Origin of the sequence: Pedobacter nyackensis (assembly GCF_032678475.1) — a bacterium.
GTDB lineage: Bacteria > Bacteroidota > Bacteroidia > Sphingobacteriales > Sphingobacteriaceae > Pedobacter > Pedobacter nyackensis_A.
Genome location: NZ_JAVTSF010000004.1, coordinates 321,642 through 342,964 on the forward strand (window position 1 = coordinate 321,642; position 21,323 = coordinate 342,964).

Consider the following 21,323-nt stretch of genomic DNA (forward strand, 5'->3'; position numbering starts at 1 on the left):
ATTTTCAATTATGAAAAGACTGCTACCATTCCTTTTGTCATTTTCCGGAACACTTTTAATGCTTTCTTTTATAGTACCGAAATCATACGGTCAAACTAAACAAGCTGCTGTGGCAAAACCAGCACCTGTGCTTACTTTGCCTGAAGATACGGTACCGGCAATTATCAATCATACTGTAGAAAATGGAATTGTAAAGTTCAGTTCAGTTTTACGGCCACTCCGTCAGATTGCAGGTGCACCGGAACCATTCTACACCTATTTCTGGGAGTTTGGCGACGGACAATTTTCTTTTGAAAAAGAGCCACAACATATTTATCCGGATACGTTAAAATACGACGTACGCTTGTTTGCGACCAATAGCTATGACGATGGTAAACGCCCACCCACAAGGCCAAAACCGCTAAAACCTGGAAGTAGCAGACCGGTACTTGCGGCAAATAAACCAACAGCAGAACCTTCAATCTTTAAATCGGGCGGTTCTGTTGAAATGAAAACGAACTGTATGCCTAAGCCGGGAGATGATATGATGCTGGTACTGGGATATCGCAATAAACCTGAAAATGGAATAACCAGTCTAAATGGTACATTATCTATTTTATACAACGATAAGGAATTTACCAAAGACAATTTTGAACTTGCTGAAGCACGTGTATACAACCAGGAAAAGAAAACCACTCTTGATAAATCCGGGACTATTGCAGCACTAAAAGTAAGTAGAGATCCGCTTTTTTACGCTGCAGTAAACGGCCCCAGTCCCGATGAAAACAATCATGTCGTTTTTGATCCGGAAGGTACGGCACTGATTAAAGAGAAAATGGCAGCTTACCGGACAAATGAAAGCTGGAAATTCGAAAATCTGAAATCAGGTGAAGAGAAATTTATATTTTTAAACTTCAAAACCACACCCGAAATGATTAAGGATACCAATGCAGTGGTAAAACTGACAGGTATGTTTATTCCCGACAATCCATTGGCAACAACAGAGTTCTTCACTATTGAACTTCAGATTGTCGCCTCGCATGATCCTAATAAAATGATGCTGAAAAACAGCAGGATGAACTTCCGCTTCACCGGAAAAAATAAAAAACTTACTTACAAGGTAAGGTTTCAGAATACCGGTAAAGGCCCAGCAAAAAAAGTAGACGTGGGCGTAGCCATTGCCGAAGTGCTGGATAAAAACACCATAGAAATACTGGATTCAAAACCAAAACTTATACCAGGGAAAGCTACCTATGCCAACCAGAGCTTTCTCGACACGGTTAGTGTAGCCGACAGCATGCACTTTGTATTCAACAACATTTACTTACCCGGAATGCAACAAAAGGGTGTAAAAGATGCTGATTCGACTATGGGTTTTATTGAATATAAAATTGGCTTCAAAGCAAAACCTAAAAAGCTTCCCTTTAAAAGTGGTGCCGCAATTGTTTTCGACAAAAACGAACCCATTTATACCAACAGGGCTGCCGGAAGATATAAAATGGGCTTATCGCCAGGCATTATTGCAGGCTACGGTTTCCCTTTTAAAAATGGGAATACGCCATTTTCGGGACAAAAAAATATAACCTTTGGGGCAAGTCTTGCCCCCTATGCACCACACCGGTATTATTGGCAAATAGAACTCTATGCAAGTTCTTTTGCAGAAAAAGAATACCTGATTAAGCAAATACCAGGTAGTGAAAGGCTTGTACCGATTGTAGTAAATGGTAAACAGCAGGAAGCCAGATTAAAGTACGCTGACAGCACAGTCCGCACCAAAGTAACTACACTTAATTTTGTTCCGCTACAGATGCGCTATAATTTTAACAAATATATTGGGGCTGGTATTGGCACTATGGTTTCAGTAAATATTGACGAACAATCAACACCTTCCAAACAGGCGCTTTATGAACTTGCAAACGCCGCTGGCACCACACAACAGGTAACCTTAAAAAAGGCATTCGATAAAGTGAGCAATAGTTTTAATGATTTTCAGAACACTTTATTTACAGATGTGCAAGTAGGCAAAGTACATGTAGGCCCTTCAATTGGATTTAGGTATTTATATACCTTTCAAGGGGGCAACAACAGGCTAATTACTTATCTAACGTGGAAATTCTAGCTAAAATACTGCTGATTTGTTTTTCATTTTCTGGTTTTGCAGTTGCCCGGCAATCAGACATTATCCCACATTCAACAGTTAAAACACTAGATTCCTTAAAAAAAAACGATAACCTTACGGACTGGCTATATACAAGAATAGACTATAGTTACACCTCTCCAAGACAAAGCCTTCCCTTCCTCATGAATACTGAAAAGGAAAGCTGGCGTAAACCAAAATCAACATCCGAAAAAGAAGCCTGGCTAATGCTGCTGAGTAACCAGGGGTACAATCAAATGTATACCGGAAACATTCTTAACTCCATCAATTGTTATGACCAGGCTTATAACTATGCTGTTGAGCACAAACTGAATGTAGAAGGAATTGCTGACTATGTCCTAAAACCCTGGGCCAATAATTACACACGACTCGGTGATTATGAAAAAGCACTGTTTATACAGCAAAAAACACTGGATTATGCAATAAAAGAACATAATGATCCTTTAGCGATTTCTGTTTATAACAATATGGCCATTTCCTACCGTTCGCTTGGTAACTTTAAAAAGGCTGAAGAATGCATTCGAAAGGGAACTGAAAAAACTACTGCAGGATCAGTAGCGCTTGTGCTGCTCGATAATACACTTGCCGACATCTACAATGATAAAGACGAACTTGATCTGGCAGAAAAGGTAATTACAAAAAATATTACGCGTCAACACACACTTAAGCCCAATTTTGAAACTGCATACTGGTTATTGAGCAGCTACATTACTGCCGGCGATATTCAAAGCAAAAAACAACATTTTACGAGCGCTCAAAATTATTATAAACTTGCCCTGAAAATTAACGATCAGTATTATAAAGGAAACCGGCTCAGGGAAAAAGCGTACATTCTCATTCAACTGGGTAAAATTAAACTCGCCCAGAAAGAACCAGAACAATCATTGGTTTATTTTAACCAGGCACTGATCGCATTTGGGGTAACAGATTCAGGATTACAGATTAACCAGGAAAGAATATTTGGAGACAACCGCCTGATTGATATCTTTTATCAGAAATCAATAGCCTACAATCAACTAGGCCGGCAAAAAGATGCATTAGAGAACATCCGGCTTTCCTTACTATCCACCGACAAAATCCGTTTTGAATTGGCAGATGTAAAAACAAAGCAACGTTTTCAGGCAGAAACTAAAAAAATGGCAGAAAAAGCAATTGCAATTGCCTTCGATCTGCTCGAAAAAACAAAGCAATCCCGGTATTCCACTGTCATTATTGATATCATAGCGCAAACCAAAGCACGTACTTTACTGGATGACATCCGCAGAAATCAGCAACAGCTGACCATCTCAACAAAAGACCCTTTATTTGCACAAAAAGCAAGACTGGAACAAGCCATTGCCTTTAATGAAAGGGAGCTTTTACAGGGTAGTGATGCACCTAAAGAAATAGAAAAACAAAATGCTGAACTTAAATTTAAGCTTGAAGCGCTTGAAAAACGTATTGTACAGCACTATCCTTCACTAGCGATAAATAACAAAACTAGCGATGCCGCAAATCTATTGAACCAACTGCCCCGAAATGCTCATTTTATTGAGTTCTTTTCCGGTAATGATCATTTATATGTGATTGAGATCTATAACAGACATCTAAAACATATCAAAAGGATTACGAATGCGCGACAAGTAAAGAAAAACATCCTCGATTTTGTAACGACATATTATCATCACGGTCCTGCAGCAATGATGAACCAACCTAAGGCGTTTTATAAATCATCGAACCAAATCTACAACACTTTACTTTCAGGGTTTAATTTTCCTAAAAATGAAAAGCTGGTCATTATTCCTGACGAAGTAGTTGGCTATTTATCTTTCGATGGTTTAATTACGGATAGTGCTTACCAGCCGAACATTGCAAACTGGCCGTACCTCATTAAGCAGGTATCTCTTTCTTATGCATTTTCTATTCAAACCTGGATAAAGCAATCTGGTAAAAAAGGTTCGGCCGATAAAACCTTTGCCGGCTTATTCATTACCCACCAAAATAAAAACAAGCAGTTTATTCCCGCCGTTGCGAAAGAAGCTAAAGCCATTGAAAAGATTGTGGATGGTGAATTTATAAGAGATGAAGATGCCGGCATAAAAGATTTTTTCAAGGCATTTGACCAGGTGGGTGTTTTACATATCAGCACACATTCCTATTTGTCAGGAGCGCAAAAAGAACCGACATTGGCTTTTGATGACAACCAGGTATTTTTATTCGAATTATCGGCCAGAAAAACGGCGCCCGACCTGGTTGTGTTAAGTGCCTGCAGAACTGCGGATGGTATGATGAATAGCGGTGAGGGTATCATCAGTCTGAGCAGAGGCTTTGCAGCCATTGGTACAGGGGGCACAATTGCTGGTTTATGGAATGTAAATGATAAGGCTGCTTCAGAAATAACTGCCAATTGCTATAGCAATATGCTTGAAGGTCAAGAAATAAGCACAGCATTACATCATGCAAAACTGGAATGGCTGCAGGATAAACAACGGCCTGTACAAGAATGTCTTCCGTATTACTGGGATGCGCTTATTTATATGGGTTACGACAAAAAAGTGAGTTTAAAACCAGCACACAATAGCTTAGCGGAATACGGCAAACTCGGTGCGCTGGCTTTATCAGCTTTTTTAGGTATTTACTACCTGATCAAAAAGAAGTCTATTTATCCTGCTTGAGGATAGTAACCGCTAATGGCGGAACATTCAGCACAATAGAATGTTCTCTGTTATGGCAAGCTACTTTCTCTGGCAAGAGCGTTTTACTATTCAACTTACCGCTACCAAAAAACTCTTTTGCATCTGTATTAAAGATTTCTTTCCATTTGGCTTTAAAAGGCAGTCCAACTCTATAATTCTCCCTATATACAGGTGTAAGATTTAAAACTACAATTAATGTATCTTTTGCTTTCTTTCCCTTTCTGATGTAGATATAGATGGAATGTCTTGCATCGTCGGCATTGATCCATTCAAATCCTTCAAAAGAAAAGCTATGCTCATATAAAGCAGGCTCAGAAGTATACAGCTTATTGATGGCCCTTACCGTTTTTTGCATACCTAAATGTGGGGCATGCTGAAGCAGGTGCCAGTCCAGTGAACTCTTAAAGTCCCACTCATGCGTCTGGGCAAACTCATTGCCCATAAACAACAACTTCGTACCCGGCTGTGTAAACATATACGCATACAGTACCCGTAAGTTGGCAAATTTCTGCCATTCGTCACCAGGCATTTTATAAATCATTGAAGACTTGCCATGTACCACCTCATCATGTGAAAAAGGCAGCATAAAGTTCTCACTAAAAGCATAGGTTATACTAAAAGTAAGCTGATAGTGATGATATCTCCGGTTGATAGGATCATTTTTAAAATACTTTAAAGTATCGTTCATCCATCCCATCATCCATTTCATTCCAAATCCCAGTCCACCGTCATGCACCGGATGTGTAACGCCTGGGTAAGTACTGCTTTCTTCCGCAATGGTATGTACACCATCATAATTGCCATAAACAGCTATATTAAGGTCTTTAAGAAACTCAATGGCCCCCAGGTTTTCACTTCCGCCAAATTCATTTTTTGCAGCATCTTCAGCCTTTCTGGAGAAATCAAAATACAACATCGAAGCCACAGCATCTACCCTTAGTCCGTCAATATGGAACTTATCGAGCCAATACAGGGCATTGCTGATTAAAAATGAGCGGACTTCATTTCTATCATAGTTAAAAATGTATGACTTCCAGTCGGGATGAAAGCCTTTACGCATATCCGAATGCTCGTACAAATGTGTACCATCAAAATGATAAAGCCCATGTGCATCACCTGGGAAATGCGACGGTACCCAGTCTAAAATAACTGCAATATTATTTTTATGGAGTTCATTAATCAGGTACATCAGTTCCTGAGGTGTACCATGTCTGGAACTGGCGGCAAAATAACCGGTAATCTGATATCCCCAGGATGGAAAGTATGGATATTCCATGACCGGCATCAGCTCCACATGGGTAAAGCCCATATCTAATATATATGGCACCAGGCTATTGGCAATTTCCACATAGGTCAATACCCTATCAGGTTCACTTGGATCACGTTGCCATGAGCCCAAATGTACTTCATAAACCGACATGGGTTTGTTCAATGCATTTAGTTTAGGTCGCTTGCTTAACCAGGATTTATCCTTCCATTTGTAATCGTTATCCCAAACAATCGAGGCTGTTTTAGGTGGATGTTCCCATCTTTTTGCATAAGGGTCACCTTTCTCTACTTCTACCCCATCAAATCCCCTGACCAAAAACTTATAGATTTCACCTTTAGCTACCCCGGGAATAAAACCTTCCCAGATACCAGAATTGTCCAGTCGTTTATTTAGAGGGTGACTGGTTCTGTTCCAGCTATTGAAATCGGCGATAACATATATAGCTTGTGCATTGGGTGCCCAAACGGAGAAATAAGTTCCTGCAACCCCATCAACGGTGATGAGATGTGCACCAAACTTTTCGTACAGGCGAAAGTGCTTGCCGGATACAAATAAAGAAATGTCAAATTCAGTAAATAAGCTATAGGCAAGCACTTTCGTCATTAGTTATATATTTTGATGCTGGTGAAATTCTTATTTGATTTAAAACGCAGGCAGTTATTTTCATCGATATGATAATCGGTAACGTCCTTCTCGTCAACTGTGATCTTATTGACATTAAATGGTAAGCCAATAATTTTATAATTGTAAAGTTCGTAATTAGGCGTATACAGACCATCTACAGTTTGCTCAATCGCCAACAAATACTGCGTTCCATTTACACTAAACTTCTTCTCTGAGTAAATATCCTGCTCATAAGCAAAAGTATCTCCATGATCCTCAAACAAGAAAGAGTTTACTTCGTAATCTGAGTAATATACATTTAATAGTACTTCTTCAATGTTCTTCTCACCTACGTATTGCATCACTGGATATTCAGGTATTACAGATCCAGCTCTTACGAACAATGGCATCAGATCTAAAGGTGCTTTTATATTGTGTTCGCTCTCCCCTTTTAACACCTCATGACTCCAGAAGTTATACCATTTGCCTTTAGGCAGATAAACCATTCGGGATACTGCGCCTTGCTCCAATACCGGACATACCAGTATTTTATCGCCAAATGTAAATTCATCCTGACGGAAACTGGTACTTGCATTTTCCTGTTCCAGCATGACTAATGGCCGAAGGATAGGGAAGCCATAACGGTGATGTTCCCAGAACACAGAATACAAATATGGCATCAGTCTATAACGTAATTCAATATATGTTCTATTGATACTGGTATATGGCTCACCAAAACTCCATGGCTCACGTTCAGCAGTATCTCCGGCAGAGTGTGCACGCATAAATGGCGAAAACGTTCCTAACTGGATCCAGCGGGTAAACAATTCGCCATCAGGCTCTCCACTAAATCCGCCAATATCTGTTCCGCAAAATGGCACCCCTGAAATAGACATACGCTGACATTGGATATTTCCAATTTTTAAATGCTCCCAGGTTGCCACATTATCACCTGTCCAGACACAGCCATAACGCTGCATACCTGAGTATCCGGCCCGGGTGATGGTAAAGGGACGTTTGTTACGCATTAATTTTTTAAGACCATCGTAAGTAGAACGCACCATCTGCATTCCGTACACATTATGGGCCTTACGGTGCGACCCACGGTAACCTTCATAATTATGCCTTACATCGTTAGGAAAAGTACCTGAACCAAATACTGCCGGCTCATTCATATCATTCCACACTCCGGCCACACCTATATCAACAAGTTCTTTATACAATTTACCCCACCAATCTCTGACAACAGGGTTGGTGAAGTCCGGAAACTGGCATCTGCCCGGCCAAACATGGCCTTCCATGAAATAGTCATCGCTTCTGCGACAGAAGTAATTATTTTCTTTACCTTCTTTAAAAACCCAGTAATTGTCATCAACCTTAATCCCGGGATCAATCATAACAACAGTTTTAAAGCCATCGTTTGCCAGTTCCTTGATCATTCGTTTAGGATCCGGGAAATGGCTCTTGTTCCAGGTAAAACATCGGTAACCATCCATATAATCGATATCCAGATATATCGCATCACATGGTATATTTCTGGACCTGAAACCATCAGCGATCTCTTTCACCTTCTTTTCCGGATAATAACTCCAGCGGCACTGGTGGTATCCTAATGCCCATTTTGGCGGCATTGGATGTGTTCCGGTAAGACTTTGATATCTTTTTACCACGTCCATTAAATGTGGGCCATGGATATAATAATACTGAAGTTCACCCCCATCAGCCCAGAAGCTGGTTTTGGAATGGTCTTCCTTACCAAAGTCAAAATAAGAACGGAAGGTATTGTCGAAAAATATTCCGTATGCTGCCTGATGATGTACACCGGTATAAAAAGGAATAGTACGATACAAAGGATCCTGATCCCAACCAAACGAGTAAGCATCCGTATTCCAGTTCTGGAAATGACGCCCTCTTAAATTCATATTGCCAGATTTATCACCCAAGCCAAAGAAATTCTCATTTGGGAGGCATTTTTTGGTTGCATATACATAATAGCCACCAAACTCAATATTTTCTTCCCAATGCATAGGCGAATCATCTTCGCTCATGATCATTTGGGTATTGTTTTCAATAAACGATACGTTAAAGTCGGATTTTCGGATCTTACAGGTAATTGTGTTTGTAGAAATGGCATAATGAGCTTCCTGCTCTTCCATTTTAAAAGTAGTCACTTTTTGATCTACAACAGGTACGGCGTAAGAAAAATCTTCCAGAAAAACACCATGGGGCGCTAATCTCACTCTGATGATTTCATCACTTACAACCCTGATTTCAACACGGGCATCACCATCTGAAAAATAAAACTTATTACCTTCCGCATGAAACTGCTGTACCGCACTGAGGTATTTTTTAACGATTGGCTTGGGTCCTGAAACAGGATTATTTAAATGTTGTACGATTTCTTCGGCCTCTGTTACTATATTTTCGTTTACCTCTTTTTGTTGTTTGTTTAATTCTTCCATGAAAACCCCCTTAAGTAGAATAACACGACCTAATTTACTTCGTGTACTTTATACAACTAAGGTGTTAAAATTTCTATTAAAACCAAAGAATTATTATGAGATAAAAAAAGGCACAAAAAAAGGCCCTGATTTGAGCATCAGGGCCTTAAACCTCAAAAAAAGAACAGGATTAAGGGTTAAATGTGTAAGACACATAGTAAAGTGCACCCACCGCAGGGTTACCATATGAAGTGATATAATATTTATTTAAAATATTTGAACCGCCTACTTTAATCATTGATTTTACTGAAGGTATCTTCAGGTTAACCTGTGCATCAACAGTACTAAATGATGGAACTACACCTGCAGCGAATGATGAATTCCAGTAAAATTCATCCTGCCAGCGATAGTTTACATTAAACCCAATGTTTCTAACAATTTCCCTATTTCCCAATCCAAGGTTGTAACGAACCTTAGGTGTATTAAAATCATTAATATACTCCGCAGGAAGATCACCTATTTCATTGTACGAAACGTTTCCGCTCAGGTTATAGTTCTTGCCCAACAAATAATCAATTCCTAATGCTGCACCGTACGAAGTTACTTCTCCCTGCGCATTTACAGGAACGCCGAATTTAGGGAAAGGGTAAGTACTACCTTGCATCTGGTAAACTTCTACCGCAGTAATGAAATTTTTATATTGATTATAATAAGCGTAGGCATCAATTAAAAACTTAGGTCCTAACAAACCTTTATAACCAACTTCGTACGACTGAACGCTTTCCGGACGGATACCTCTCGGATCAAACTCATAAGTTTTCAACAAGGCAGGGTTTGGTGCGCCACTAGCCAGGGAAGCGTCGTATGCACGATAGCTAACATCAGTAAAAGGTTTATTGGTAGTAAGCATATTGTACTTATTCAACATTTCAGGTAAACCACCTATCAGTCGCTGGCGCCCTCCGGCTACCGACAAATCAATGTATTGGTTCTGAGTAGTTGGATTACGGTAACCTGTCTGGTAAGACACACGGATGTTATTGTTAGGTGCAACAGTATATACTCCTGAAATCCTCGGTGTAAAGCGACCGTCAAAGTTGGTACTCTTATCGTACCTACCTGATAAAGACAACTTAAACTTATCATTAAAAAGTTTTTTTGCCACCTGTGCAAATGCTCCGTACTCATTGATATCTATTTTATTGTTTAGATCGTCAAAAATAGTACCTCCTGAACGCAACTGATAAATCCTGTAAGAACCACCTACCTGAAGCTCTACAACATTATTTAGTGCGTTAGAAAAGTTATACAATCCTTCATAATGGTAAAGATTAGTCTTATCATCGAATCTTGCACCCAGGCCCGATGAAATCGTATTGTTCACAATACTACTTCTGGCAGCTTCAAATTGTGGTGTACCTGGCATGAAACGTCCTTGATCAGCAACTCCCCTAGCCGCCATATGAGACGCCTGATTATTTGCTCCACCTCCAAGTGCATTTGCATAAGCTAAAGCATATTGTGCAAACCAACCTGAAGTCGGATCAGATTCAGGGCCGCTACTAGGACGGTAAGCCTCATTCATAAATGAACCAAGTATAGAAGATATATAAGAATCTCCTGAACGCTCCTGGGTTGTATATCCCCTAACAAAGAAGTCTTCTCCTTTTAATTCCAGTTTAAATTGCCCAATACTAAAGTTACGCAAAGAATACCGATCAGAACCGGTATAAACAGACGTACCTGTTCCCCAGGCTGCATGTGCAATCGCTTCTATTGTTGGTGTAAGTTTGTAGTGTAACGATCCGGAAGCCTTTAACGACTCCGTATCGTAATCTACAAGATTAACCTCATTGTAACCCGTCCTGGAAACACTTTGACTGGCTATAGTTCCTTTCCTTACTCCGTATAACACGCCCAAAAAAGGAAGTGCAGGACTACCGTTTAGAGCAGCCTGGATATTAGCAAAAGGAACATTCGCATCAATCAAACCATTGATCATTGCATATCCCGCCGGAGATTGTTGGGCGAATCCTCCGGCCAGACTCCTCGCTGCTAAAAGTAAATTTGCATTCACCTCATCACCATAAACATTTATACCATCGTAATTGGGATCAGATGCTCTGTCACCAGATTTAAATGTACGTGATGTACGATCAAAATTGCTATAGTTATCTGCCTGCCAGTCTTTAGCCTGCAAAAATGAGAATGTTGCTTTTACTGCGAATTTGTTATTCCACGCTTTTGCCATACGCACATCAAGCTGGTTAAACTGCTGATTGCTCGTATTGTCATCATTTAAATGATTGATTCCTGTTTTGAAAGAGAAACTTGCTCCCTGATAATCAAACGGATTTTTTGAGGTCATCAACATTGTTCCACTGATACCCCCAGCACCATACAAAGCAGAAGATGCACCCGGTAATAATTCCACATTATCCAGATCAAGATCTGAGAGCCCAATAATATTACCTACAGAAAAATTCAACCCTGGAGCCTGATTATCCATTCCATCCACAAACTGATTAAAACGTGTATTACCATTTGAGTTAAACCCCCTGGTATTGATAGATTTAAACGTTAAACTCTGTGTACTGATTTCTACGCCCTTCATGTTATTAAGGGCATCATAAAAAGAAGGAGCAGAAAGCTCTTTAATTGTGCTTTGCCCCATACGCTCCACAGAAACCGGAGATTCAAGAATCCTTTCCGGTGTCCGGGATGCTGAAATAACAACCTCCTGCCCAAGAATCGCCGTTTGCTCCAATTCAGTTGTTCCCATCACGGTATTACCTGTAATTTCCTGCTCTACAGACGTATACCCAAGAAAAGAAATAACGAGGATAAATGGAGCTTTTTGAGTTGTACTAAATGAGTACCTGCCATTTGCATCGGTTGCAGTTCCGCTTGTAGTGCCTTTTACAGTGATTCCAACACCTGGTATTGGCTGTTTAGTGAGCTTGTCTGTGACCAAGCCACTAATCACAACACTTTGTGCATGAACCACTAGACCAATGGCACATAGCAAAAGTGTACAAATCGCTTTTGTAAAAATTTTCCTCATACTTTAATTACGCTTTAGGTTGATTATTAACATAAACTTAATTCTTTTTTTGAGATTAGCGAATTATATTTTTCAAAATAATTTGCTCACATAATGTGCCAATAATTGCATTTCGATTAAGTTTTATGTTAAATTGCCTTAGCGAAAATTCAGAACAATAAATTTATAGTATAATTATACTTTCAAACAGATTATGATGAATAAAATAAGGGCTTCCATTTGCATTATCATACCTCTATTATTGGTGTACCTGCTCAATACAAAATTCGGAAATATCCCACCTATCTTAAAATTCTTAAATCCGTTTACCGGCTTCTGGCAAAATGCAGAACATCGTACTATAAATAAAAACAGTAAAATCGTATTAAAAGGCACCCATCAGGATGTAGATGTACGATTTGATGATCGGATGATCCCTCATATTTTTGCGCAAAATGACCATGATGTTTATTATGTGCAAGGCTATATTACTGCTATGCACCGTTTGTGGCAAATGGATTTCCAAACACGGTTCGCTGCAGGCAGAATTTCAGAAGTGGTTGGTAAAAAAGCTGTTGAGCTGGACAAATATCAGCGTAGAATGGGTATGGTTTACGGGGCAGAGCGTTCGCTGGAAGGTATGCTGGCCGATCCGCAATCTAAAGAAATGATCATGGCTTATACCGCAGGGATTAATGCATACATCCATTCTTTATCAGCAGCCCAATTACCTATTGAATATAAAATACTGGATTTTAAGCCTGAAGACTGGACACCTCTTAAATGTTCATTACTGCTCAAACAGATGTCGGCCGTTTTAGCAATGGGATCAGATGAGTTTTATATGACCAATATTAGAAACAAATTTGGCAATGATGTAATTAAGGACCTTTTCCCCGATTATCCGTTTAAAGAAGATCCGATCATCCCGGTTGGAACTAAATGGGACTTTGATCCGTTACCTATTCCTAAAGCACCTGATTCTTTTAATGAAACGACAACTTCCACAATTAAAACGAAACAAAAAGAAGAAGGTATTGGCAGCAACAACTGGGCACTTTCAGGCAGCAAAACTGCATCAGGATTACCCATCCTTGCCAACGATCCGCACCTTGACCTTTCGCTACCATCTATCTGGTACCAGGTTCAACTGCATGCCCCCGGATTAAACGCTTATGGCGTTTCTTTACCTGGAGCACCAGGCATCATTATCGGCTTCAATCAGGACGTTGCCTGGGGGGTCACTAATGTGGCAGCAGATGTACTGGACTTTTACCAGATTAAATTTAAAGATAATACACACAAGAGCTACTGGCATGATGGGAAATGGAAAAACACAAGTAACAGATTAGAAAAAATAATAGTCAAAGGTGATAAAAATATTACCGATACCGTTATATATACTCATCAAGGTCCAGTCGTGTATCTTGAAAAGAACAAAGATTTCGTTAAATCAAAAAATATTCCTACAGGTAGTGCTTTAAGATGGATTGCTCATGAAAAATCGAATGAATTAAAAACATTTTACCTGTTAAACCGGGGGAAAAATTATAATGATTATCGTAAAGCATTATCTTTTTACACCGCACCCGCACAGAATTTTGTTTTTGCCTCGGTGCAGAACGACATTGCTATTACCGCCAATGGCAAATTCCCTCTAAAATGGAAAGATCAGGGAAAATTTATATTAGATGGGTCCGATCCGAAAAATGACTGGCAGGGATGGATACCTGCTTCGCAAAACCCAACGGTTAAGAATCCGCCAAGAGCGTTTGTAAGCTCGGCCAACCAATCTTCGACTGACCAGACCTATCCTTATTATATCAACTGGGAATTCAGTCCATATGAACGTGGTAAACGTATAAACGATAGGTTAGCAGCCATGAACAAAGCGACGGCCGACAGCATCATTAACATGCAAACGGACAGCTATAGTATTCATGCTCAAAATATACTTCCTGCAATTCTGGCTATGGTCGACAAAAACGAACTTAACGCCACACAGAAAGAAGCACTTCGATTTGTTAGCACCTGGGACAAGTATTATGACGCAAAATCAATAGCCGCCAGCGTATTTGACTTATGGACTAAAAGACTTCAATTTAACATATGGGATGATGAATTTACTATTGCAGACATTCCTATGCGCTATCCTTCAAGAGACAGGACGGTACAACTTATTTTACATGAGCCCAATTCAAAATGGATCGACAACGTCAATACGCCTGAAAAAGAAACACTTGCTGATTTGGTAAATGATTCGTTTAAATTCAGCTGCGATAGCCTGGAAAGAAGATATGGATCAATCGGAAAACTGTGGGAATGGGCAAACCTTAAACACACCAATATTCAGCACCTTGCAAAAATACCTGGCTTTGGATCAAAAGTGTTAATGACTGGTGGAGGTAAAATGACCATCAATGCATTAAGTGAAGGCAATGGCCCCTCCTGGAGAATGGTAGTTGAACTAGGCAAAAACCCAAAAGGCCATGGTGTATTTCCCGGTGGACAATCAGGAAATCCTGGTAGTCCATTTTATGACGATATGATCGACAAATGGGTAAGCGGAAAGCTGTATGATCTTTTCTTTATGCATTCCGCAGATGACAATTCCGCTAAAATAATTTCACAGTTAAAAATATCCAAAAAATAACGACATGGTATTTATAGTTATTCTTATTCTCTCCTTTTTACTACAAATGGTATTACCATGGTGGATCGTAGTAATCATTTCTTTTGTCACTTGTGGTTTAATAGGTAAAACTGGTAAAATATCGCTATGGTCTCCTTTCTTTGCTGTTTTACTGCTCTGGACCGGAATGGCACTTTTTAAAAGTCTGCCCAACAATAATGTATTAGCGGTAAGGGTTGCTGAAATGCTGGGTGTAAAGGCCTGGTGGCTAATCCTGGCACTAACGGCTTTGCTTGGCGGCTTCGCTGCTGCAATTAGTGGATTCTGCGGATATCATTTTAGAAAAGCCATATTGGTTCCAAAAACCAATTCTAATTAAAAATTGTTGCGTATTTTTGCGGTGTGACTGATCTTAAAAAGCAAATCTTTTCTATTAGCAACGCGCATGAGTTTGAACAAGCCAGCCTTGCTATTTTTAACCACCAGGCAGAAAACTGCAGGATTTACAAAGCATATATTTCTCACCTTAGAGTAAATCCAAAGGACATTAAAAGTCTGGATCATATCCCCTATCTGCCTATCAGCTTTTTTAAATCACACGATATACTCAGTTCTACTGCTTCACCAGAGATTGTATTTAGTAGTTCCGGCACTACAGGAATGATACAGAGCCGACACCTGGTAACAGATGTCAGCCTTTACGAGCAAAGCTTCAACAGCGCCTTTAAACGGTTTTATGGAGATATAAACAATACCTGCTTATTAGCCCTCCTGCCATCATATCTGGAAAGAGATGGTTCATCCTTAATCTATATGGTTGACGCCTTATTAAAACAGAGCAATCACGTTGATAGCGGATACTTTCTTCACAACCATGATGAGCTATATCATAAACTACAAAAGCTTCAATCAGCCAATCAGAAAACAATTCTAATCGGAGTGACTTATGCACTACTTGATTTTATTGAAAAATATAAAGTTGACTTTCCTGAACTTATCGTGATGGAAACTGGTGGAATGAAGGGAAAAAGAAAAGAAATGGTGCGTGAAGAACTTCACGAATGTTTGCAGGATGGCTTTGGGGTAAATGCTATTCATAGTGAATACGGGATGACAGAGCTTTTGTCTCAGGCATATTCCTACGGGGAAGGCATTTTCAATTGCCCGCCATGGATGAAGGTTTACCTGCGTGATACCAATGATCCTTTAAGCCCTTCACCAAACAATAAAACGGGAGGCATAAACATTATAGACCTGGCAAATATCAATTCCTGCTCGTTTATTGCTACTCAGGATCTGGGAAAACTATTTTCGAATGGCTCCTTTGAAGTTCTGGGTCGTTTCGACAACGCAGATATCAGAGGCTGTAACTTATTGGTAAATTAATGTAGTCTTTTATCGAACAAAAAAGGTTTGCTATCTATAATTTTAACCTTTAATGCTGAGGGGTGATTAACATTCATGACATAGTTATACTCATCTTCAACAATAACGGAAGGAACTTTTAACAGAAGCGTCTTATTATTTCTCGCGAAGGTATCCCCCATTTTCTTTAATGACGAAGGTGATGGATAGGTATTCCAGTCTTTAGGCAACAGATATTTTTCAACCTCTTCAATACTATCTTCCGGGACATCAAAAACAGTAATACAAAAGCTCTCCGGATCTTGAATATTTGTTAAATGCGCCAATACTTCAAGTGCAGCCAGCGCTCTGCTGCTTGCAAGGTACAACATTGGCACCCCCACACTATTCCATCGTCCACCAAACAACTTTGCGCCCGTACCACTCATGTCGGCCGCTCTTTTGCAAAGAGAAATCCTATAAAGTAACATTAGCTAAACACTCCGTATTCAATACGCCCTAATGTTTGAAGGATTAATTCAAAGCCTATAGAAGTATCAAGGAGGCTTAAAGGCGCCTCCCCATTTAAGGTATAGTTAGGTGTTTTCATCCAGTCATTAAAATTATCCATGGTACCAAAAACCTCAGTACCACGCTGATACAACCTGGCCAGTTCTATGGCCTTTTCAGCATGTTCAGTTTTAATGAGTGTTGCAGGGGTATAACGCTGTAGTGTTCGTTCGGAGAGGTGCATAATACCGGCCAGTTCCTGAAGCGTAAGCGAAATTTGCTTTGCCAAACTTACAAGTGCTTTTTTTGACACCCCCTTACGGGCAAGGTTTAACAGATCAAAATCTGTTGAAACAGCATAATTACTGCCCAACAAACCGACCAGTGATGTTTGATTTAAAACACCATATGCAGCACTGGCCTCTGATACTTCACTATTGGTTACTGGTTTCTTTTTCATACCCATCAGACATTATACACAAATATATGTATTTTTGTCCGATTATAAAAATATCAGCCAAAATAAAAATCAGCTAACCAACAACTGTATCAGACAATTAAGCCTTTACAATAAGCAAGTAATAGTTCTTCTTTCCTTTCTGTACAATGATAAACTGATCGTTCAACAGATTAGCTAAGGTAATCTGCTCCGAAGGATCTTTTAGCTTTTCCTTATTTACAGATACACCACCACCTTGTATCAATTTCTTTGCTTCTCCTTTTGAACTAAAAACAGCCGATTTCTCAGCAAGCAAAGTAGCCGCATCTATGCCGTCATTCAAATCGTTCTTTGAAATGGTAAATTGCGGGATTCCCTCAAATATCTCTAAAACCTGCGCTTCAGACAAAGTTTTAAAAAATTCCAGAGAACCATTTCCAAACAAGAACTCAGAGGTTTTAATAGCTGTTTCCAAAGCTTCAGCAGAATGCGTCCTGATTGTGATATCTTCAGCTAATGCTCTTTGAAGGATTCTTAAATGAGGAGCTGCATTATGTTCATTCTCCAGCGCTTCAATTTCCTCCTGTGACTTCAGCGTAAATATTCTGATCCATTTTTTAGTATCATCGTCCGAAGCATTAAGCCAGAACTGATAGAATTTATATGGAGAAGTTTTTTCCGGATCAAGCCAAACCGCGCCACTTTCAGTTTTCCCGAATTTAGTACCGTCTGCTTTTTTAATCAGATTGGTTGTAACTGCGAAAGCTGTTCCTGAATCTTTTCTTCTGATCAGCTCGGTACCCGTAACAATATTCCCCCATTGATCAGAACCACCCATCTGCACCAGGCAGTTGTGATGTTTCCACAAGTAATAAAAATCGTAACCTTGTATCAGCTGGTAGCAAAACTCCGTAAATGACAAACCTGAATCACCTTCCAGTCGTCTTTTAACGCTATCCTTCGCCATCATGTAATTTACGGTAATGTGCTTACCGATATCTCTGATAAAAGCAAACAGACTCATGTCTTTAAACCAATCGGCATTATTAACCATTACAGCGCCGTTCCCTTCGTCTTCAAATTTCAAAAACTTTGAAAGCTGACGTTTCATTCCTGCAAGATTATGCTCAACCATATCTTCAGTTTGTAGATTACGTTCGTCAGATTTCCCTGATGGATCTCCAACCATTCCTGTAGCGCCTCCCACTAAAGCATAAGGTTTATGTCCGGCCCGTTGAAAATGAATAAGTGTCATGATCTGGGTTAAGTGTCCTACATGCAGAGAATCTGCTGTCGGATCAAAACCGATATAACCAGCCGTCATTCCTTCGTTTAATTTTTCTTCAGTACCAGGCATGATGTCCTGTAACATGCCTCTCCAGCGTAGCTCTTCAACAAAATTGGTCATTATAATCTACTTTTGACGGCAAATATAGGAAAAGCTAGCCTATACTTAAATTTGCAGGGCTTCTAAAAACAGCTTATTGAACAATATTTACTATTTTTAGGCTTATGAACTTCTTATCCCATTTTTATTTTGAAAGAAATAATCCAGATGAAAATATGGTATTGGGAGTTGTATTGCCCGATTTCACAAAGAATGCACAAAAAGATTACAACTTGTATCCACTTAAGATCATGCATCTTTTTGAATCCGACCCTTTGCAAGCTTCGATTTTGCAAGGCTGGAAAAAACACATCGCTGTAGATCAGATTTTCCATTCTTCTGAATTCTTCAAAGCACACACCAACGAGCTCAAACAGCTGATACTCCCCTCTTGTGAAAACAGCCCTGTAAAGCCGTTCTTTTTAGCTCATATAGGGCTTGAACTCACCTTAGACCACTTGTTGGTTTCGGAAGGTTTAGTGAACATCAACACTTTCTACGATCAACTTTCAGGCGCAAATAAAACTGCGCTAAACAGCTTTCTCCAGACTTCATCACTGGAAGATACGGCAGTATTTTTCAAATTCCTTAACAGCTTTATTGCCAGCAGGTATCTTTTCAGTTATCAAAAAATGGAGAACATCTCTTATGCACTTAACCGCATATGCATGCGCTTATGGCACAATCCTTTCACTGAGGCACAGCTCGATGCACTAACAGTTCAACTCGAGCAGTTTAAAAATAACATCAGGAAGGACTACATGTCAATTTTTAATGATATAGAAAAATCAATCAGCAATTCTCGCTAATTTGTATCTTCGCAAGATGTCACTATTCGAGGTAAAAGACAAAATGGATGCATTGGTTAAGGAGCTTAACCAGCACAGTTATAATTATTATGTATTGGCCATGCCAACCATCGCTGATTATACATTTGACAAGAAATTAGAAGAACTGCATCAGCTTGAACTTGCACATCCGGAATTTGCTGATCCGAATTCGCCAACTCAGAAAGTGGGTGGTGAAATCACTAAATCCTTCACAACAATAAAGCACAAATGGCCAATGTTATCATTGGGCAACACCTATAATGAGCAGGATTTAAGAGATTTTGATGAACGCATAAAAAAATCTATTGGTAACGATTTTGAATATGTATGTGAACTTAAATTTGATGGACTCTCCATCAGTTTAACTTATGACGAACTAAAACTGGTAAGAGCGGTAACCCGAGGTGACGGTACCAAAGGAGATGACGTAACTACAAATATCAAAACCATCCATACCATCCCACACCAGCTAAAAGCCGATGATGCACCTCCCTTATTTGAAATCAGAGGAGAGATATTTATGCACCGTGCTGCTTTTGAACGCTTAAATAAAGAGCGCGAAGAACTTGGTGAGGTACAATATGCCAATCCCAGAAATTTTGCGGCAGGGACTGTTAAAATGCAGGATTCAAAAGAAGTAGCAAAAAGACCTCTTGACTGTTTTCTATATTCTTTAAATACCGATAAAAATTACTTTAAAACACATTGGGATAGTTTGCAGACATTAAAAACATGGGGCTTTAATGTTTGTGAGCACACCAGGCTAACCAACAGCATAGAAGATGTACTCCTTTTTATTCAGCATTGGGAAAATGAAAGGTTCAAATTATCCTATGATATAGACGGAATAGTCATCAAAGTAAATAGTTATGCGCAGCAACAGGAACTTGGCTTCACCGCTAAATCCCCTAGATGGGCCATTTCCTATAAATACAAAGCGCAGGAAGTAGAAACCATTCTTGAAAAGGTAACTTACCAGGTGGGGCGCACGGGAGCTGTAACACCAGTAGCCAACCTTAAACCTGTACAGCTTGCGGGCACAACCGTTAAACGGGCAACCCTACACAATGCCAATGAAATCGAAAGATTAGACCTACATGAAGGAGATAGCGTATTTGTTGAAAAAGGTGGAGAAATCATTCCAAAGATCATTAATGTAAACCTTGACAAGCGTAAAGCGGATGCAACAAGGATTATTTATCCATCCGTTTGTCCGGAATGTAATACCCCTCTTATTAGAAAAGAGGGTGAAGTCGCCTTTTATTGTCCAAATGACGAAGCCTGTCCTCCTCAGATAGTTGGTAAAATTCAACATTTTATCAGCAGAAAGGCAATGAATATTGACGGACTTGGTGACGAAACAATTGAAACTTTTTACCAGCGTGGATTAGTAGCACACATCAGCGACTTGTATACCCTGCATGAAAAAGCAGATCAACTAAAAACTTTAGATCGATTTGGAGAAAAGTCAATCGAAAACATGCTCAAAGGAATAGAGCTTTCCAAACAGATGCCTTTTGAAAAAGTACTTTTTGGACTTGGTATCAGGTATGTAGGAGAAACTGTTGCACGAAAACTAGCCTTTGGAACAAAAAATATAGACACACTCATTGCTTCCAGTCTGGAAGAACTGACGGCCATTGATGAAATAGGTCAGCGAATAGCGGAAAGTATTATAGAATATTTCAGAAAACCTGAACATATACATCAAATAACACTCTTAAAATCATATGGTTTGCAATTTGAAGCCATAGAAAATGAAATTACCTTACAAAGTGATAAGTTAACTGGAAAAACATTCGTAATTTCAGGCGTTTTTGAGAACTATAGTAGAGAAGAGCTCAAAAGCATAATTGAGAGTAACGGCGGTAAGATTTTAAGCGGCATCTCTGCCAAACTTAACTATCTTGTTGCAGGAGATAATATGGGACCATCAAAACTGGAAAAAGCGAACAAATTAAATGTTCCGCTAATTTCACAAGATGATTTATTAGAGCTATTGAAGTAAAGAA

13 protein-coding genes are annotated in these 21,323 nt (G+C 39.5%); 7 read left to right on the forward strand and 6 right to left on the reverse strand.

Annotated elements, in window-relative coordinates:
* The first annotated feature begins 10 nt into the window (after positions 1–10).
* On the forward strand, positions 11–2,098 hold the full coding sequence (locus R2Q84_RS15395; RefSeq protein ID WP_316817460.1) for a PKD domain-containing protein: 2,088 nt from the start codon (positions 11–13) through the stop codon (positions 2,096–2,098).
* Positions 2,086–4,791, forward strand: coding sequence for a CHAT domain-containing protein (locus tag R2Q84_RS15400; RefSeq protein ID WP_316817461.1), 2,706 nt, complete (start codon positions 2,086–2,088; stop codon positions 4,789–4,791). Before R2Q84_RS15395 ends, R2Q84_RS15400 begins: the two co-directional genes overlap by 13 nt.
* Here R2Q84_RS15400 and glgB read toward each other — a convergent pair.
* From glgB to R2Q84_RS15415, 3 genes are all read right to left on the reverse strand, one after another.
* The gene (glgB, locus tag R2Q84_RS15405; protein WP_316817462.1) at positions 4,775–6,685 is read right to left on the reverse strand and encodes a 1,4-alpha-glucan branching protein GlgB; all 1,911 of its coding nucleotides are present in this window, start codon (positions 6,683–6,685) and stop codon (positions 4,775–4,777) included. The two genes, R2Q84_RS15400 and glgB, sit on opposite strands and share 17 nt — an antisense overlap.
* Positions 6,685–9,147: a glycoside hydrolase family 31 protein gene (locus R2Q84_RS15410; protein ID WP_316817463.1), complete on the reverse strand. Its 2,463-nt coding sequence runs from the start codon at positions 9,145–9,147 to the stop codon at positions 6,685–6,687. The genes glgB and R2Q84_RS15410 overlap by 1 nt, the downstream gene beginning before the upstream one ends.
* Before the next feature lie 169 nt (positions 9,148–9,316).
* Positions 9,317–12,190: a TonB-dependent receptor gene (locus R2Q84_RS15415; RefSeq protein ID WP_316817464.1), complete on the reverse strand. Its 2,874-nt coding sequence runs from the start codon at positions 12,188–12,190 to the stop codon at positions 9,317–9,319.
* Between the two features lie 193 nt (positions 12,191–12,383).
* Between R2Q84_RS15415 and R2Q84_RS15420 the strand changes: the two genes are divergently transcribed.
* From R2Q84_RS15420 to R2Q84_RS15430, 3 genes are read left to right on the forward strand one after another with little or no spacing between them, the layout of a single operon-like run.
* Positions 12,384–14,822, forward strand: coding sequence for a penicillin acylase family protein (locus R2Q84_RS15420; protein ID WP_316817465.1), 2,439 nt, complete (start codon positions 12,384–12,386; stop codon positions 14,820–14,822).
* 4 nt (positions 14,823–14,826) lie between these two features.
* Positions 14,827–15,180 carry a hypothetical protein gene (locus R2Q84_RS15425; protein ID WP_316817466.1) on the forward strand — a complete coding sequence of 118 codons (354 nt, stop codon included), beginning with the start codon at positions 14,827–14,829 and terminating at the stop codon, positions 15,178–15,180.
* A 23-nt stretch (positions 15,181–15,203) separates the two neighbouring features.
* Positions 15,204–16,187, forward strand: a complete 984-nt coding sequence (locus R2Q84_RS15430; protein WP_316817467.1) for an acyl transferase — start codon at positions 15,204–15,206, stop codon at positions 16,185–16,187.
* On the opposite strand, the gene R2Q84_RS15435 is transcribed toward R2Q84_RS15430, so the two are convergent.
* From R2Q84_RS15435 to tyrS, 3 genes are all read right to left on the reverse strand, one after another.
* Positions 16,184–16,636 (reverse strand): RES family NAD+ phosphorylase, encoded by a 453-nt coding sequence (locus R2Q84_RS15435; protein ID WP_316817468.1) that lies wholly within the window; start codon positions 16,634–16,636, stop codon positions 16,184–16,186. The two genes, R2Q84_RS15430 and R2Q84_RS15435, sit on opposite strands and share 4 nt — an antisense overlap.
* Positions 16,636–17,115, reverse strand: coding sequence for an antitoxin Xre/MbcA/ParS toxin-binding domain-containing protein (locus R2Q84_RS15440; RefSeq protein WP_316817469.1), 480 nt, complete (start codon positions 17,113–17,115; stop codon positions 16,636–16,638). The genes R2Q84_RS15435 and R2Q84_RS15440 overlap by 1 nt, the downstream gene beginning before the upstream one ends.
* A gap of 97 nt (positions 17,116–17,212) precedes the next feature.
* Positions 17,213–18,502, reverse strand: a complete 1,290-nt coding sequence (gene tyrS / locus R2Q84_RS15445) for a tyrosine--tRNA ligase (protein ID WP_316817470.1) — start codon at positions 18,500–18,502, stop codon at positions 17,213–17,215.
* 104 nt (positions 18,503–18,606) lie between these two features.
* Here tyrS and R2Q84_RS15450 point away from each other — a divergent pair, with 104 nt between their 5' ends.
* Together R2Q84_RS15450 and ligA are read left to right on the forward strand one after the other, a co-directional pair.
* Positions 18,607–19,290: a hypothetical protein gene (locus R2Q84_RS15450; protein WP_316817471.1), complete on the forward strand. Its 684-nt coding sequence runs from the start codon at positions 18,607–18,609 to the stop codon at positions 19,288–19,290.
* Positions 19,291–19,306: 16 nt separating this feature from the next.
* Positions 19,307–21,319: an NAD-dependent DNA ligase LigA gene (ligA, locus tag R2Q84_RS15455; RefSeq protein ID WP_316817472.1), complete on the forward strand. Its 2,013-nt coding sequence runs from the start codon at positions 19,307–19,309 to the stop codon at positions 21,317–21,319.
* Positions 21,320–21,323: the final 4 nt, after the last annotated feature.